General features: G+C 59.0%; 11 protein-coding genes. 6 read left to right on the plus strand and 5 right to left on the minus strand.

The genetic code is table 11. The features are described 5' to 3' along the window. Window positions 1–9: 9 nt before the first annotated feature. Window positions 10–1,452, minus strand: coding sequence for a PTS system trehalose-specific EIIBC component (gene treP / locus ACEN9A_RS24165; RefSeq protein WP_258671072.1), 1,443 nt, complete (start codon window positions 1,450–1,452; stop codon window positions 10–12). A gap of 237 nt (window positions 1,453–1,689) precedes the next feature. On the opposite strand from treP, the gene treR reads away from it, so the two are divergent. Continuing rightward, on the plus strand, window positions 1,690–2,394 hold the full coding sequence (gene treR / locus ACEN9A_RS24170; RefSeq protein ID WP_019647781.1) for a trehalose operon repressor: 705 nt from the start codon (window positions 1,690–1,692) through the stop codon (window positions 2,392–2,394). A 99-nt stretch (window positions 2,395–2,493) separates the two neighbouring features. Next, window positions 2,494–5,535, plus strand: coding sequence for a membrane-targeted effector domain-containing toxin (locus ACEN9A_RS24175; RefSeq protein WP_258671073.1), 3,042 nt, complete (start codon window positions 2,494–2,496; stop codon window positions 5,533–5,535). 92 nt (window positions 5,536–5,627) lie between these two features. On the opposite strand, the gene guaA is transcribed toward ACEN9A_RS24175, so the two are convergent. From guaA to ACEN9A_RS24195, 4 genes are all read right to left on the minus strand, one after another. Next, window positions 5,628–7,205, minus strand: coding sequence for a glutamine-hydrolyzing GMP synthase (gene guaA / locus ACEN9A_RS24180; RefSeq protein WP_019647779.1), 1,578 nt, complete (start codon window positions 7,203–7,205; stop codon window positions 5,628–5,630). 99 nt (window positions 7,206–7,304) lie between these two features. Beyond that, window positions 7,305–8,774, minus strand: coding sequence for an IMP dehydrogenase (gene guaB, locus ACEN9A_RS24185; protein WP_007940455.1), 1,470 nt, complete (start codon window positions 8,772–8,774; stop codon window positions 7,305–7,307). 141 nt (window positions 8,775–8,915) lie between these two features. Then, a complete protein-coding gene (locus ACEN9A_RS24190; protein WP_258671074.1) occupies window positions 8,916–9,464 on the minus strand; it encodes a sugar ABC transporter ATPase in 549 nt (182 codons plus the stop codon). An 86-nt stretch (window positions 9,465–9,550) separates the two neighbouring features. Next, complete coding sequence (locus ACEN9A_RS24195) at window positions 9,551–10,318, minus strand: sulfite exporter TauE/SafE family protein (RefSeq protein ID WP_258671075.1); 768 nt, start codon at window positions 10,316–10,318, stop codon at window positions 9,551–9,553. Window positions 10,319–10,418: 100 nt separating this feature from the next. Between ACEN9A_RS24195 and ACEN9A_RS24200 the strand changes: the two genes are divergently transcribed. The 4 genes from ACEN9A_RS24200 (at window position 10,419) to leuA (ending at window position 15,811) form a co-directional block, all read left to right on the plus strand. Next, a complete protein-coding gene (locus ACEN9A_RS24200) occupies window positions 10,419–11,315 on the plus strand; it encodes a LysR family transcriptional regulator (RefSeq protein WP_258671076.1) in 897 nt (298 codons plus the stop codon). Between the two features lie 182 nt (window positions 11,316–11,497). Next, window positions 11,498–12,877 (plus strand): exodeoxyribonuclease VII large subunit, encoded by a 1,380-nt coding sequence (gene xseA, locus ACEN9A_RS24205; RefSeq protein WP_026345670.1) that lies wholly within the window; start codon window positions 11,498–11,500, stop codon window positions 12,875–12,877. A gap of 3 nt (window positions 12,878–12,880) precedes the next feature. Next, window positions 12,881–13,702 (plus strand): peptidoglycan DD-metalloendopeptidase family protein, encoded by an 822-nt coding sequence (locus tag ACEN9A_RS24210; protein WP_258671077.1) that lies wholly within the window; start codon window positions 12,881–12,883, stop codon window positions 13,700–13,702. Between the two features lie 429 nt (window positions 13,703–14,131). Next, entirely contained in the window at window positions 14,132–15,811 is a 1,680-nt protein-coding gene (gene leuA, locus ACEN9A_RS24215; protein ID WP_258671078.1) for a 2-isopropylmalate synthase, read from the plus strand. Window positions 15,812–15,912: the final 101 nt, after the last annotated feature.

The following is a 15,912-nucleotide window of genomic DNA, read 5'->3' on the forward strand; positions in this document are numbered from 1 at the left end:
TGCGATCTATCAGGCGACCCGATACCCAGGCCGGACAATCTTCATGCTCAACCCGCAGGTCAGAACAAACGGCACGACCATTGCAATCACCATTCCGATCACGAACATCGGAATGAACTGCGGGATGATCGAGATGAAACCGGGCAAGCCGCCAACGCCGATCGCCGAGGCCTGGACCTTGTTCAGCGACAGGAAGATGCAGCCCAGGGCCGAGCCGGTCAGGGCCGCATAGAACGGAAACTTGTAGCGCAGGTTGACCCCGAACATGGCCGGTTCGGTGATGCCGAAGTAGGCGGAAATTGCCGAGGTCGAGGCCATGCTTTTGTCCCGCACATTGCGGGTCATGTAGAACACTCCCAGTGCCGCGCTGCCCTGGGCGAGGTTGGACATGACGATCATCGGCCAGATGAACGTGCCGCCCTGGGTGGAGATCAGTTGCAGGTCGACTGCGAGAAACATGTGGTGCATGCCGGTGATCACCAGTGGTGCGTAGAGCAGGCCGAAAATCGCCCCGCCAACCATCGGCGCCAGATCGAACAGGGTGACCACACCTTCAGTGATGAGAATCCCCAGATGGCGGGTCACCGGACCAATCACCGCCAGTGCCAGCACACCGGTGACGACGATGGTGGTGATCGGCACCACCAGCAATTGCACCGCGTTAGGCACCCGCGCCCGCAACCATTTTTCGATGACGCTCATCACATAGGCCGCCAGCAGGATCGGCAGGATTTGCCCCTGATAACCGACTTTCTCGATCTGGAACACACCGAGGATGTCGAAGTACGGCAAGCTCTGCCCCTCAAGCCCGGCCACCGCTTTGCCGTAGTTCCAGGCGTTGAGCAGATCCGGGTGCACCAGCATCAGGCCGAGCACAATGCCGAGGATTTCGCTGCCGCCAAAGCGCTTTGCCGCCGACCAGCCCACCAGCGCCGGAAGGAACACGAAGGACGTGTTGGCCATCAGGTTGATCAGGCTCCAGAGCCCGTCAAGCTTCGGATAGGCGTCCAGCAGGGTCTTGCCCTCGATGAACATGCCCTTGGCGCCGAGCAGGTTGTTGATGCCCATCAGCAGGCCGGCAATGATCAGCGCCGGGAGAATCGGCATGAACACGTCGGAAAACACCCGCACCAGTCGCTGCATGGCGTTGATCTTGTCGGCGCTTTTCTGTTTGACGTCGGCGATGGTCGAGACGGCGAGACCGGTCTGTCGGCGCAGCTCTGCGTAGACCTTTTCCACTTCGCCAGGGCCGATCACCACCTGGAACAGGCCGCCGGTATAGAACGAACCCTTGACCAGATCGATCTGGTTCAGCGTGGCGCTGTTGACCAGGCTCGGGTCCTTGAGGGCCAGGCGCAGCCGTGTGACACAGTGCGCGGCCTGCTCGAGGTTGTCGCTGCCACCGAGGCTGTGCAGCAGCTCGGTGACGATGTTCGGATAGTCATGGCTCATGCTTGTTCTTCCGCTGTAGTTTTTTGTTATTGGCAGCACGCCGAAGCGAAAAATACTCGTCTGTACGAGTTAAAGCAACAACTCGTACAGACGAGTTTGATTTTGTTTATCCTGAACCCGACAGGCGGCGATATTTCCTACCTCCGAAGTCAAAGAAACCCAAAGCCGCATGGACAAACCCCTACCCTGCCCTTAAGGTTCAAAACCTTGAGCACAACGCGGCACAGAGCCATCCCCATGAGTAAATACAACCAGATCTACAGCGATCTGCTTGCCAGCATCACCACCGAACGTCTGGAACGCGGCGCCCGATTGCCTTCCGAAACCGAACTGATGGACAGCTATCAGGCCAGTCGCGGCACCGTGCGCAAGGCCATCGAGCAATTGCAGGAGCGTGGCTTCGCCCAGAAAGTCCACGGCAAAGGCACCTTCGTGCTGTCCACCAACCCGATCGAGTTTCAACTCGGTGGCATCGTCAGCTTCCAGGAAACCTACCCGCGACTGGGCAACGACGTCAGCACCGAAGTGGTCGAGTTCACCCAGATTCCCCTCGAAGGCCCGCTGCTCGAACACATCAAGGCCGAAGAGGGTAGCCTGATCACCCGGATCAAACGCGTGCGGCGGATCGACGGCAAACGCGTGATCCTGGACATCAACCATTTCGTCAGCGACGTGATTCCCGGCTTGTCCCGCGACATCGCCGAGCACTCGATCTACGCCTTCATCGAGCAAACCCTGCAACTGCAAATCGCCTACGCCCAGCGCACCATCGAAGCGGTGCCCCGCAGCAAGGACGACCAGCAACACCTGGACCTCGACGGCCAGAGCCATGTGATTGTGGTCAGCAACCAGACCTTCCTGCAGGACGGTCGTCAATTCGAATACACCGAATCGCGGCATACCCTCGACAAGTTCTACTTTTCGGACGTGGCCCGGCGCTGACCCTACCTTCTTATCAATCACGTTTGGGCATAACTATGTAGTGCACTTGCTTTGACTAAATGGGTAATCCTCACAGCCCATTTCTCAAGGAGCGAGAGCATGCCTGTTGATCAGAGTACTGAAGCGTTACCCAATGCTGCCGACAAGGAACAGCTTAAAACGATTGCCCCCGTCATCATCGCTGCCTGCCCGGGCCTGCAAGAAGAAGCCCATGCGGTGGCCAGCGAAATACTGAAAAAACATGGCATCACCGACAGAGACCCGGATCAGGTCTGGTGGCATCGTTTTGGCAATACCTCGGTCAGTAACGACCAGACATTCCTGGGGTGGGAACACTACCCAAAACCCATTGAGTCATTGACCTTGACGCAGCTGGTCATTCACCGATACCGCGTTACCGATCAAGACGACGCCCTCGAGCTGAATGGTAATGGCGGCTTTTACTCCGAAGATGCAAACGCCAGCATTTTCAACAAAACCAATGAAGTGCGGATGTACCCCAGCAAGGTCCTCACGGACCTGTGGGAGATGAGCCTCAGTGACCGCTATCTGAACAAACTGAATGCCTTCTGGACCACTCATTTCGATGACTTCCGGACCTTGGCCAAATGCAATTACCTCACCAAAGCCGTCGAGGCTCGGCAAAACGGCCAACTGGAAGAAGAAGATTTTCAGACTGTCGTCAGGGCCGTCGTCAGTGAACCTGTCTGGCCGATCACCTTGGCAACGCTGCAGGCCGAATCCGCCGCCCCTACAGGTATCACCATGTGCGCCCTGGATGTAGCTGGACATGTCGCCACCGATATTTTGCGCATTGTTACCGGCAACGGTAGGCAGATCACCTACGTTCCCGGCGCGCCGCAAGCCTTTCACGTGCACCCGACACCGACGGATATGCACTGGTGGATGCTGCTTCAAATGAACGAAGAGCAAGCCCGCAGCGAATTCATGACCCATTTCCCGCTGTCGGTACGCAAGGAAGTCCACGACAACATCACCCCGCTGATGAATCAGTTGGTCGGCACCTGGGGTAAATACGATCACCACTTGATCAATCAGAAAAACATCACTATCAGCGGCGATGCGTTCATCTGGCAGAGCCGGGCCGTACAAAGTGCGATGCTGGAAGAGGCCGATCTGACACTCGTGTCCAATGGCCAAATGCGCAAACAGCTTTGGCTGGGTTATCTGACTGTCGGCCTGCACGTTTTCGGTCCATTGGCCATACTCGGCTGGCCCATCGCGTTGCCGGTGATCGGGGCCAGCATCGCGGCAATGGGCTTGAACATCGACAAAGCGGTCAATGGCAATACGGCGGCGGAACGCAAGGCCGGTATCATCGGCGCGGTGCTCGATGGCATTAATACCCTGTTCAACATCCCGCTGCTCAAGGAAGTCAGCGTATTGGAGGAAGCGGGCGCTTCGGTCGACGCGGCCGAAGCGGCTGAGATGGCGGATCTGAGGGCCTCCGCTAATCCTGATAAACCTGTCGGCGCGCAAGCCCCACAAGCGTCCGATGATTCGCAGGGGATAATTCGTCAACTTGAAGAGTTCACTCCCCTGCCGAAGGAGTCCGGGCAATCTGTTGAAGTACCGGAACACTGGCAAAGCAATGAGATTCTGGAAAGTCAGGCCCCTCTCGCCACAAGCGGCAAGTTCCAGGGCATCCACTCGCTGGAATCCAACCCTTCTACCGCCATCCTGATGAATGACCAGGCTTACTACGTGCGGTACGAAGCCGACGTTAACGGCGGCGGCACGTGGGCTATCATCGATCCGGAAAATCCATTCGCCTCGACGGGGTCAATTCCGGTACGCCTGAATGCCGAAGGTGAATGGGAGTTGGCACCAAACGCCGGCTTGAAAGGAGGCGGGAAGGATCTCGTCAAACCCGTTCCAGGAACCTCCCAGGCGACCACTCACTCTGCGCCCGAACTTCGCAGCCCCTTGACGAAATACGATACCTCCAATGGGCAGTCAATGAACTTCCTGGCGTTGGGCAAGCAAGAGACGCATATCAAAATCGTTTATCTTCCCGACGGAAGTATCAAAGGTGTGTCCACTTACGAACGTTTTGTCGCCGAACATCGCGCGGCACTCATAGCGGATGCACGCTCATTCCACTCCCCAAGAGACTTCTTTGCCTCATTGCCTGCACGCCCAGTGCAACCCGTCATCACGCCATCTGTGACCGTCCCGGAACTCATTCAAAAGGTATTCGATAACTCACCTGGCCTGGTCATTGGTGAAAGTCAGGATCGCGTTGCCAGCATGCGGTTTCTCATCGAAAACATGCAGACGCTGGCCCAGCAAGACGTCAAGACGATCTATATGCATCGTCTGCTCAACGACTTTAATCAGGTCGACCTGGATGCCTTCGCTAAAACCGGGAAGATGCACGGCATGCTGGAAAAGTACCTGAACCAGCTGGCAAGCAATTCTTCCGGGCAGTTCACCCCAATTGAAGTCGTAAAAACTGCTCGTCAGTACGGCATTCGAATCCAGGCGACCGATTGCCTTGCCAGTTACAGATACGAAGGCGCCCCCTTGAGCGGTGTCAGGGAGCAAGCTATCAAGAACTACCTTACCCACACCGTTATCCAGACCAATGAAGCCTACAACGGCCCCGGAAAATGGGTGGTGCTGACCGGCCAGGAAAACACCAACACCTTCAGGGGCATTGCCGGCATCAGCGAAATGGAAGGAGGTATCGGAGTGCGAATTGAGGAAGTCAGCCCTGACCAAAGTCAGCACATCGAAATAGACAATGGCATAGAGGTAGGACGTGATGTTCCTCCAACCCAACCGCAAATGCGTGGCGACTTTGACACCTTGTATGCCGACATAAACCTGCAAATGCCAACACCGATCCTTCAACGAACACCCGACGAAATCGATCGGTTCCTGTTTCGCCAAGGCATGTTCACCATCGAAAAATCAAACGAAATCTGGACGTTGATTCATCGCAGCAGGACCAACCAGATTGCGCGGACAATGATTGAGCGAACCGGGGACGGCGGCTTTCTGATCAACCGTCCCGCCTGGGCCGATGTGCATCAGGTCAACTACCCGAATCTGATCAGCCTTGCGCGAGCGCTCAGCCGCATGGGCATGGTGCTCGAGGGGCGACTACCTGTGTAATCAGACAACCACGGAGCCAGATACGCAAAAGGCCCTGTAAACTCGCGTTCACAGGGCCTTTCAGGGACTACCGACGATCAGTCAGACCGGGATCACTCCCACTCGATCGTCGCCGGCGGCTTGCTCGACACGTCGTAGGTAACGCGAGAGATGCCTTCGATTTCATTGATGATACGGCCGCTGACGGTTTCCAGCAGCTCGTAAGGCAGGTGCGCCCAACGCGCGGTCATGAAGTCGATGGTTTCCACGGCACGCAGGGCAACGACCCAGGCGTAACGACGGCCATCGCCGACAACGCCAACCGATTTCACCGGCTGGAACACCACGAACGCCTGGCTGACCTTGTGGTACCAGTCGGCCTTGCGCAGTTCTTCGATGAAGATGTGGTCGGCGCGACGCAGCAGGTCGGCGTATTCCTTCTTCACTTCACCGAGGATCCGCACGCCCAGGCCCGGGCCCGGGAACGGGTGACGGTAGACCATGTCGTACGGCAGGCCCAGTTCCAGGCCCAGACGACGGACTTCGTCCTTGAACAGCTCGCGCAGCGGTTCAACCAGCTTGAGGTTCATTTCTTCCGGCAGGCCACCCACGTTGTGGTGCGACTTGATCACGTGCGCCTTGCCGCTTTTCGCGCCAGCCGACTCGATCACGTCCGGGTAGATGGTGCCCTGGGCCAGGTACTTGATGTTGTCCAGCTTGCAGGATTCGGCATCGAACACGTCGATGAAGGTACGGCCGATGATCTTGCGCTTCTTCTCCGGGTCCGACTCACCCGCCAGGTTACCGAGGAACTGCTCTTCGGCGTTGGCGCGGATCACTTTGACGCCCATGTTCTCGGCGAACATGGCCATCACTTGCTCGCCTTCGTGCAGACGCAGCAGGCCGTTGTCGACGAAGACGCAGGTCAGCTGATCGCCGATGGCTTTGTGCAACAGCGCGGCAACTACCGAGGAGTCCACGCCGCCGGACAGGCCGAGCAGTACGTTGTCGGTGCCGACCTGAGCGCGGACCTGGGCGATGGCGTCTTCAGCAATCTTCGACGGTGTCCACAGCGCTTCGCACTCGCAGATATCGAGGATGAAGCGCGACAGGATGCGACCGCCTTGCTTGGTGTGGGTCACTTCCGGGTGGAACTGCACGCCGTAATAACGACGCTCATCGCTGAACATACCGGCGATCGGGCAGCTCGGGGTGCTGGCCAGGATGTGGAAGTCTTCCGGCATCTTGGTGACCTTGTCACCGTGGCTCATCCATACGTCGAGGCCGAACAGGCCATCGGCGTCGATGTGGTCTTCGATGCCGTCGAGCAGGCGGCTCTTGCCGACCACATCGACACGGGCGTAACCGAACTCACGCAGGTCGGAACCTTCAACCTTGCCGCCCAGTTGCTCGGCCATGGTCTGCATGCCGTAGCAGATACCGAAGACTGGCACGCCCAGGTCAAACACTGCTTGCGGGCAGCGAGGGCTGTCGGCTTCGTGCACGGACTCGGGGCCGCCGGCGAGAATCACGCCTTTTGGAGCGAATTCGCGAATGGCTTCCTCGTCCATGTCGAACGGATGCAGTTCGCAGTAAACACCGATTTCACGCACGCGGCGGGCGATCAGTTGGGTGTACTGGGAACCGAAATCGAGGATCAGGATGCGGTGAGCGTGAATGTCGAGGGCCATGATTCAGTCTCGTCTAAGTAATTCAGAAACAGTCGTGATTCAGAAACAACTCGGGGCTGAATAGAACAGCCCCGGTTGCTTAACGATTTGCTTGAAGCCTCAACCTACGCGGTAGTTTGGCGCTTCTTTGGTGATCTGTACGTCGTGAACGTGGGACTCGGCCATGCCAGCGCCGGTGATCCGCACGAACTCAGGCTTGGTGCGCATTTCTTCGATGTCGGCGCTGCCGGTGTAACCCATCGAGGAACGCAGGCCGCCCATCAGTTGATGGATGATGGCGCTCAGGGTGCCCTTGTAAGGAACACGCCCTTCGATGCCTTCCGGAACCAGCTTCTCGGCACCCGCGGAGGAGTCCTGGAAGTAACGGTCGGAGGAACCTTGAGCCTGGGACATGGCGCCCAGCGAACCCATGCCGCGATAAGCCTTGTACGAACGGCCCTGGAACAGTTCAATCTCGCCCGGCGCTTCTTCGGTACCGGCGAACATCGAGCCCATCATCACGCAGGAGGCACCGGCTACGATGGCCTTGGACAGGTCACCGGAGAAACGGATGCCGCCGTCGGCGATCAACGGAACGCCTGTGCCTTCAAGGGCGGCGGCGACGTTGGCGATGGCACTGATTTGCGGGACGCCGACACCGGCGACGATACGGGTGGTGCAGATCGAGCCTGGGCCGATACCGACCTTGACTGCGTCAGCGCCAGCTTCGGCCAGGGCCTTGGCGGCAGCGCCGGTGGCGATATTGCCGCCGATGACCTGCACTTCAGGGAAGTTCTGCTTGACCCAGCGAACGCGGTCGATCACGCCTTTGGAGTGGCCGTGGGCAGTGTCGACCACCACCACGTCCACGCCGGCGTTGACCAGGGCGGCTACGCGGTCACCGGTGTCTTTACCGGTACCGACTGCAGCGCCAACGCGCAGACGACCTTGATCGTCCTTGCTGGCCAGCGGGTAAGCCTTGGCTTTTTCGATGTCGTTGACGGTCATCATGCCTTTGAGGGCGAATTTGTCGTCGACGATCAGCACGCGCTCAATGCGGTGCTTGTGCAGCAATTCACGCACATCGTTCTTGTTGGCGCCTTCCTTGACCGTGACCAGACGCTCTTTGGGCGTCATCACTTCACGGACACTGATGTCCAGACGGTTTTCGAAGCGCACGTCACGGGAAGTGACGATGCCGACCAGATCGCCATCGTGCAGTACCGGAACGCCGGAGATGTTGTGCAGGCGGGTCAGTTCGAACAGATCACGAACCGTGGCATCAGCCTCGATGGTGATCGGGTCCTTGACGACGCCGGCTTCGAACTTCTTGACCTTGCGCACTTCAGCAGCTTGCTGCTCGATGGTCATGTTCTTGTGGATGATGCCGATGCCACCTTCCTGAGCCATGGCGATTGCCAGACGGGCTTCAGTAACGGTGTCCATAGCGGCGGAAACCAGTGGAATATTCAGCTCGATGCCACGGGTAAGGCGGGTCTTGAGACTGACTTCGTTAGGAAGCACCTCGGAATAACCGGGCACTAGGAGAATGTCGTCGAATGTCAGAGCTTCTTGGCTGATACGCAGCATCGCGGGGGCTCCCGAGCGGGAAAATGGAAGCGCGCCATTATAGTCAGACACCCCCTCGGGTTCAATGTAAAACTCTGTCTATTATTGGCATTACTGACATACGGAGAAACATTGTCCCCCGTAGGGGACCGACGCCGGCATTTAGAGCTCGACTTTGACCCAACTCACGGGCTGATCCAGCCAATCGGCAAACTCATCGATAAAGTCCTGCTTGAACCCGGCCTCGAGCCAATTGTTGAAGATGAACCCCAGGTTGGAAAAGCCGCATTCCTGCAAAAACAGAAAGCCGTTGATGTCGTCTTCATGCCCGCATTCAGGGCAGGTGAAGTTATCGGTGCGCCCCGGCATCCAGTCTTCCAGGCTTTCGAACAGCGCTTCGCCGATTTCCTTGCGGCACTCGGCGCAGCCGGCTTCTTCGAGGAAGCCCTTGGCCGGCGTGTAGATGCAACGCTTGGTGATGATCTCCAGGCCATTGATCGACTCGCCAAACGGCAGCGCTTCAGGGTGCAGGACCACGGAGCGGGCGCCGTCGGCGATGGCGTGGGCCATGTGATTGCCGGTGCGGCCACAGGTGGTCAGCTCTTCTTTAATGATGTTCTTGCGCACCAGCCACCGCACGACCGCCCGGGCCCGGGGTTCGTGTACCGGCAGTGTGGAGATTTTCGGGACAATGATGCTTTGCGAATTCATGGTGCAAGCCTACTGCGTCAAATGGATGTTGCTGCGGTGCGCCGATTGTCAGGGCGGCCGGCAGCTTAATCCCTGACGAAATCCGGTCAAGTACTCAAATAACGCCCGATCAAGGCAATCCCGCTGGCCAGCACCAGCCAGGTCACCAGCCGCACGAAGGCCTCACGGGACAACTTCATGATCAACCGCCGACCGATCCACAGCCCCAGCGCCATCGCCGGCAACAAACACAGCGCCAATACCAACAAGGGTAGCTCGGCATACACACCGGCGACGGCAAACAGGCTCAAACGCACCACGGTGCTGCAACTGATCAGCGCACTCTGGGTGGCTCGGGCCTCGTCCTTGGGTAAGCGACTGTTCAAATAGATCGCATATAGAAAGCCGCCGCTGCCAAACAGCGCCCCGAACATCCCGCCCACCGTGCCCATCGGCACCGCCCAACCCACGGACAATTGCCTCGGACGGGTTTTAATCCACAGGCTGTAAATCGCATAGGCGCTGATAAACAGCCCCATCAACAGCAGCAATACATCGGATTTCAGGTTCAGCAGAAAAATCACCCCCAACGTGCAACCCACCGCCATACACGGCAGCAGTCGCAGCAATTCGGAGCGCTCTACATCTCGGCGCGAGGGCAGCAGATTGCCGAACGCGGCGACGAAATCCAGCAGCACCAGCAGCGGCACGATTTTCGACAGTGGCATGAACAGAATCAGAATCGGCCCCGCCACCAGCGCAGTGCCAAAACCAGCAATGCCGAACACGATATAGGCCAGGGCAACACCCAATCCGATCACCAACCAATCCACCGCACCCCACGGCCATTGGCTCAACAACTCCAGCACATTCATCGACACGGCTTCCTTTTATTCCTGTGATGACTTTAGCCAGCGCCGGGCGTTGCGACTAATATCTTCAAAATTGATCACCCATCTCAAAAAGGCATACCTGGTGCTTTCAATCCGCCAATTGCGTTACTTCGTGGAAATCGCCGAGAGCGGCAGCTTCAGCGCAGCGGCCGAACGGCTGTTTATTGCTCAGTCAGCCTTGAGCCGGCAGATCAAGGACATGGAAACCCGCCTGCAAACGCCGCTGTTCGAACGAACCGCCCGCCAGCCCCGCCTGACGGCAGCGGGTGAAGCCTTTTTGCCTCGGGCCAGAAACCTGCTGAACGAACTGACCAAGGCCAGCGAGATGGCTACTCAAGTGGGCAGCGGTCAACTGGGCGTTTTGCGCCTGAGCCATTCCAGCACCGTGCCGATGAGCGGTCGACTGCTGCGCGGTATCAGTGTTTATCTGGATCAGCATGCCGGTGTGTCGATGGACATCGTCAAGCTGTCCTCCGAAGCGCAACTGGAAGAATTGGCCGAAGGTCGCCTTGATGTGGGTCTGTTGCGCCTGCCGGTGCTGCGTCAGCGTGAAGGGGTGCAGATTGTTCCGCTGTACAGCGAGCGTCTGTTGCTGGCGGTGCCGCCGAATCATCGGCTGGCGGTGGATAAGTCCACGCACGGCATCGATCTGGCACAGTTGAAGGATGAAGCGTTTATTTCCATCCCTCATCCACAGCGTGGCGGCCTGAGCTATCTATCTGCCGAGTTGTGCATGCGCCAAGGGTTCTTTCCCAAGGCGGCGCGGGTGGTGTCGCGCAAAACCACGCAACTGCAATTGATCCAGGCCGGGTTCGGCATCGCGCTGTTACCGGAATCGATGCAGGACATCGCGCCACCGGACATCCATTTTCTCCCCTTGGCCGATCCGGATTGCCACAGCACCGTCGCCCTCGCCTGCCGGCAGAGTCCCACGACGCTGGTTCAGCAATTCATCGAACACTTCACCCGATCGGCGTAGGAGCTGCCGAAGGCTGCGATCTTTTGATCTTGATTTGCGGCGGAACTGGAATTGCTGAAGATCAAAAGATCGCAGGCTGCGCCAGCTCCTACGGGACTTGCGTGCATCCGCTCGATCACCGATGTACTCGGTCAACAGGGGGATCGTGCATTGCGCAGGAGATTGCCTTTATCATGCGCCCCATGATTAAAGATCCCTTTGCAAGACTCGGCCTGGACCGGGAAGTCCTGACCGTCAGCCAGCTCAACGGCCGCGCGCGGGTGTTGCTCGAAGACGTGTTCAGCAACATCTGGGTCGAAGGCGAAATCTCCAACCTCGCCCGCCCGGCGTCCGGCCATGTGTATTTCACCCTTAAGGACAGCGGCGCCCAGGTGCGTTGCGCACTGTTCCGGCAGAACGCCGCGCGGGTTCGCCAGGCGCTGAAGGACGGCCTGGCGGTCAAGGTTCGTGGCAAGGTTTCGCTGTTTGAAGGCCGTGGTGACTACCAACTGATTCTCGACACCGTGGAGCCGGCTGGTGATGGCGCCCTGCGCCTGGCCTTCGATGCTTTGAAGGAAAAACTCAGCGCCGAAGGCCTGTTCAGTGCCGAGCGCAAAGTGCCATTGCCGGCGCACCCGCAACGCATCGGCATCATCAGTTCACCCACCGGTGCGGTGATCCGCGACATCATCAGTGTGTTCCGCCGCCGTGCGCCGCAGGTGCAACTGACGCTGATCCCTACCGCCGTACAAGGTCGCGAAGCCACTGCGCAAATTGTCCGTGCGCTGAAACTGGCGGATGCCCGTGGTTTCGATGCGTTGATCCTGGCCCGTGGCGGCGGCTCGCTGGAAGACCTTTGGTGTTTCAACGAAGAAGCCGTGGCCCGCGCCGTGGACGCCTGCGTGACGCCGATTGTCAGCGCCGTCGGCCATGAAACCGACGTATCGATCAGTGACTTCGTCGCCGACGTTCGCGCGCCGACGCCGTCCGCCGCCGCCGAACTGCTGGCGCCTGACTCCAGCGATCTGGTGCGTCGAGTCGAAAGCCTGCATCGACGACTGGTGATGCGCATGCGTGACCGCTTGATGCGCGATCGGCTGCGTCTGGAAGGCATCTCTCGCCGCTTGCGCCATCCCGGTGAACGCCTGCGTCAGCAAGCGCAACGCCTGGATGATCTGGACATGCGCCTGCGCCGCGCCTTCGAACGCAGCCTCAACACCCGTCGCGAACGCTTGATCCGCTTGGAAACCCGCCTCGCCGGGCAGCATCCGGGGCGGCAACTGGCGATGCTTCGCCAGCGCCTCGACAGCCTCGCCGAGCGCCTGCCCCGGGCCATGCGCGAAGGGCTTAAATCCCGTCGCCTGCAACTGCAAAGTCAGATGCAGACGCTGCATGTGGTCAGCCCGTTGGCGACCCTCGCTCGTGGCTACAGCATTCTGCTGGACGAGCGCGGCAACGCGATCCGCAGCGCCGCGCAAACCCAAACCGGCCAGCGCCTGAAAGCCAAACTCGGCGACGGCGAACTGCAAGTGCGGGTCGAAGACAATCACCTGACGCCTGTCACCCTTTCTTTACTGGATTGATCCATGCCGCGTTTTTTCGCTCCGCTGCTGTTGCTGTGCCTGACCTTCAACGCCCACGCCGACAGTTACATCACCCGCCTGTTGAACAAACCGGTGCCGGGTGGCGTGGCAGTGGTGGATCTGGGCAGCTCCGCCCAAGCACCGAAAGCCAGTTATCAAGGCAAACCCGTATTGGTGGTCAAGGAGCAGAACAACTGGCTGGCCATCGTCGGCGTGCCGCTGACGGTCAAACCGGGCAGCCAGTCGCTTAGCAGCGGTGGCCGCAACCTGAGCTTCACCGTCGGCAACAAGAAATACCCGGAACAGCACATCACCCTGAAGAATACGCAACAGGTCAATCCGAACCCGGAAAATCTCAAGCGCATCGAAGGCGAGTTGGCCGAGCAGATCCGTGCCTACCGCAGCTTCAGCCCGAATACCCCGAGCAACCTGCTGCTGGACAAACCAGTCGATGGGCCGCTGTCGAGCAAGTTCGGCGTGCGCCGTTTTTTCAATGGCGAAGAGCGCAATCCCCACGCGGGCCTCGACTTTGCAGTGCCCGCCGGCACGCCGATCAAAACCCCGGCCGCCGGTAAGGTGATCCTGATCGGTAACTACTTCTTCAACGGCAACACGGTGTTCGTCGACCACGGCCAGGGCTTTATCAGCATGTTCTGCCACATGTCGAAGATCGACGTGAAAGTCGGCCAGCAACTGGCGCGTGGTGACGTGGTCGGGAAAGTCGGCTCAACTGGCCGCGCGACCGGTCCGCACATGCACTGGAACGTCAGCTTGAACGATGCGCGGGTGGACCCGGCGATTTTCATTGGTGCGTTTCAGCCATAAGCAGTGGTTGAGGCTGATGGTCTCTTCGCGGGCAAGCCCGCGAAGGCGGCCTGAGCATCACCGAAACCCGCAGATAAACCGAACACTCCCAACCCACTCAACCCCTCTTCTATCGATTGCGCATGGCTGAGACACTGCGCAAACAACAAAACGATCCAGCTTCCTACGAGCAATAAAATCTCGCAAAATCCTGCTTTTCGAGGATTCCTCTCAAAGTTTTTCGACTGCTTGCCATCCTTTCCCCCCGCGGTTAGGGTTGAAGGCATGAAAACCTCTCACACCCTCATTCAGCTCCGCCAGCACCGCAGCCTGTGCCTCGTCAGTGCACGACTGCCAGGCTGAATCGCGGTGCCTCGTCTGATGCTTTACCAGAACATTTGATCCACCGGCAGGCCGCCTTTTTTCGGCCCACACAATAAGGATTTTCCAATGAGCATGCTCAAAGACCCGTCTTCGAAATACCGTGCGTTCCCGACCATCGACATCCCGGATCGCACCTGGCCATCGAAGACCATTACCGCAGCGCCGATCTGGTGCAGCTCGGACCTTCGTGACGGCAACCAGTCGCTGATCGAGCCTATGGACGCGGTCAAGAAGCTGCGTTTCTGGAAGACCCTGGTGCAAGTCGGTGTGAAAGAAATCGAAGCCTCGTTCCCGGCTGCTTCGCAAACCGACTTCGACTTCGTGCGTACCCTGATCGAAGGCGGCCACATCCCGGACGACACCACCATTCAGGTGCTGACCCAGGGCCGTGAAGACTTGATCGCGCGTACCTTTGAATCCCTGCGCGGTGCCAAGAAGGCCATCGTTCACCTGTATAACGCGACCTCCCCTTCCTTCCGCCGCATTGTCTTCAACCAGGACAAGGACGGGATCAAGGCCATCGCCGTGAACGCCGCCAAGCTGTTCGTCAAATATGCAGCCCAGCAGCCGGACACCGAGTGGACCTTCGAATACTCGCCAGAAACCTTCAGCGCCACCGAACTGGAATTCGCCAAGGAAGTCTGCGACGCGGTGATCGAGGTGTGGAACCCGACGCCTGAGCACAAGGTGATCCTCAACCTGCCCGCCACCGTCGAATGCGCGACCCCGAACATCTATGCCGACCAGATCGAATGGTTCGGTCGTCACATCAACCGTCGTGACAGCGTGATCATCAGCCTGCACACCCACAACGACCGTGGCACCGGCGTGGCCGCCACCGAGTTGGGCCTGATGGCCGGCGCCGACCGTGTCGAAGGCTGCCTGTTCGGTAACGGCGAGCGTACCGGTAACGTCGATCTCGTCACCGTGGCATTGAACCTCTACACCCAGGGCGTCGATCCTGAGCTGGACTTCTCCGACATCGACGGCGTGCGCAAAGTCGTCGAAGAGTGCAACCAGATTGCGGTGCACCCACGTCACCCGTACGTCGGCGACCTGGTTCACACCGCGTTCTCCGGCTCGCACCAGGATGCGATCCGCAAGGGCTTCGCCCAGCAGCAGCCGGACGCCCTGTGGGAAGTGCCGTACCTGCCGATCGACCCGGCCGACATCGGCCGCAGCTACGAGGCGGTGATTCGCGTCAACAGCCAGTCGGGCAAGGGCGGTATCGCTTACCTGCTGGAACAGGAATACGGCATCAGCTTGCCGCGTCGCATGCAGATCGAGTTCAGCCAGGTCGTGCAGCGTGAAACCGATCGCCTGGGCCTGGAGATGACAGCCCAGCAGATCCACGCGCTGCTGCACAGCGAGTACTTGCAGGCCAACACCCCGTACGCGCTGGTCAGCCATCGCTTGCAGGAAGAAAACGGTCACAGCGCCGTGGAGGTCGAAGTTTCCAGCAAAGGCCAGGGCGAAACCAACCTGCACTGGCGCGGCAAGGGCAACGGTGCCCTGGAAGCGCTGGTGGCCGGTCTGCCGATCCCGGTGGAAATCATGGACTACAACGAACACGCCATCGGCGCGGGCACCAATGCCAAGGCCGCGGCCTACATTGAACTGCGGGTGAATGGTGAGCGTGCGGTGCATGGCGTCGGCATCGATGAAAACATCACCACTGCCAGCTTCAAGGCTCTGTTCAGCGCACTGAACCGCTCCCTGAGCCAGCCGGAAGCGAAAGCGGCGTAAGCTTCGCTGCAATGCAAAAGGCCCCGGGGTGAGAACCTCGGGGCCTTTTTTGTGCTATTGGAAGATCAAAAGATCGCAGCCTGCGGCAGCTCCTACAGGAT

Source organism: Pseudomonas sp. Pseusp18, assembly GCF_059506005.1.

Excerpts from the sequence above, each read along its gene's own strand:
- ACEN9A_RS24210 (WP_258671077.1), top strand. The coding sequence starts at position 12,881 with ATGCCGCGTTTTTTCGCTCCGCTGCTGTTGCTGTGCCTGACCTTCAAC.
- guaB (WP_007940455.1), bottom strand. The coding sequence starts at position 8,774 with ATGCTGCGTATCAGCCAAGAAGCTCTGACATTCGACGACATTCTCCTA.
- ACEN9A_RS24190 (WP_258671074.1), bottom strand. The coding sequence starts at position 9,464 with ATGAATTCGCAAAGCATCATTGTCCCGAAAATCTCCACACTGCCGGTA.
- treP (WP_258671072.1), bottom strand. The coding sequence starts at position 1,452 with ATGAGCCATGACTATCCGAACATCGTCACCGAGCTGCTGCACAGCCTC.
- xseA (WP_026345670.1), top strand. The coding sequence starts at position 11,498 with ATGATTAAAGATCCCTTTGCAAGACTCGGCCTGGACCGGGAAGTCCTG.
- ACEN9A_RS24175 (WP_258671073.1), top strand. The coding sequence starts at position 2,494 with ATGCCTGTTGATCAGAGTACTGAAGCGTTACCCAATGCTGCCGACAAG.
- guaA (WP_019647779.1), bottom strand. The coding sequence starts at position 7,205 with ATGGCCCTCGACATTCACGCTCACCGCATCCTGATCCTCGATTTCGGT.
- treR (WP_019647781.1), top strand. The coding sequence starts at position 1,690 with ATGAGTAAATACAACCAGATCTACAGCGATCTGCTTGCCAGCATCACC.
- leuA (WP_258671078.1), top strand. The coding sequence starts at position 14,132 with ATGAGCATGCTCAAAGACCCGTCTTCGAAATACCGTGCGTTCCCGACC.
- ACEN9A_RS24195 (WP_258671075.1), bottom strand. The coding sequence starts at position 10,318 with ATGAATGTGCTGGAGTTGTTGAGCCAATGGCCGTGGGGTGCGGTGGAT.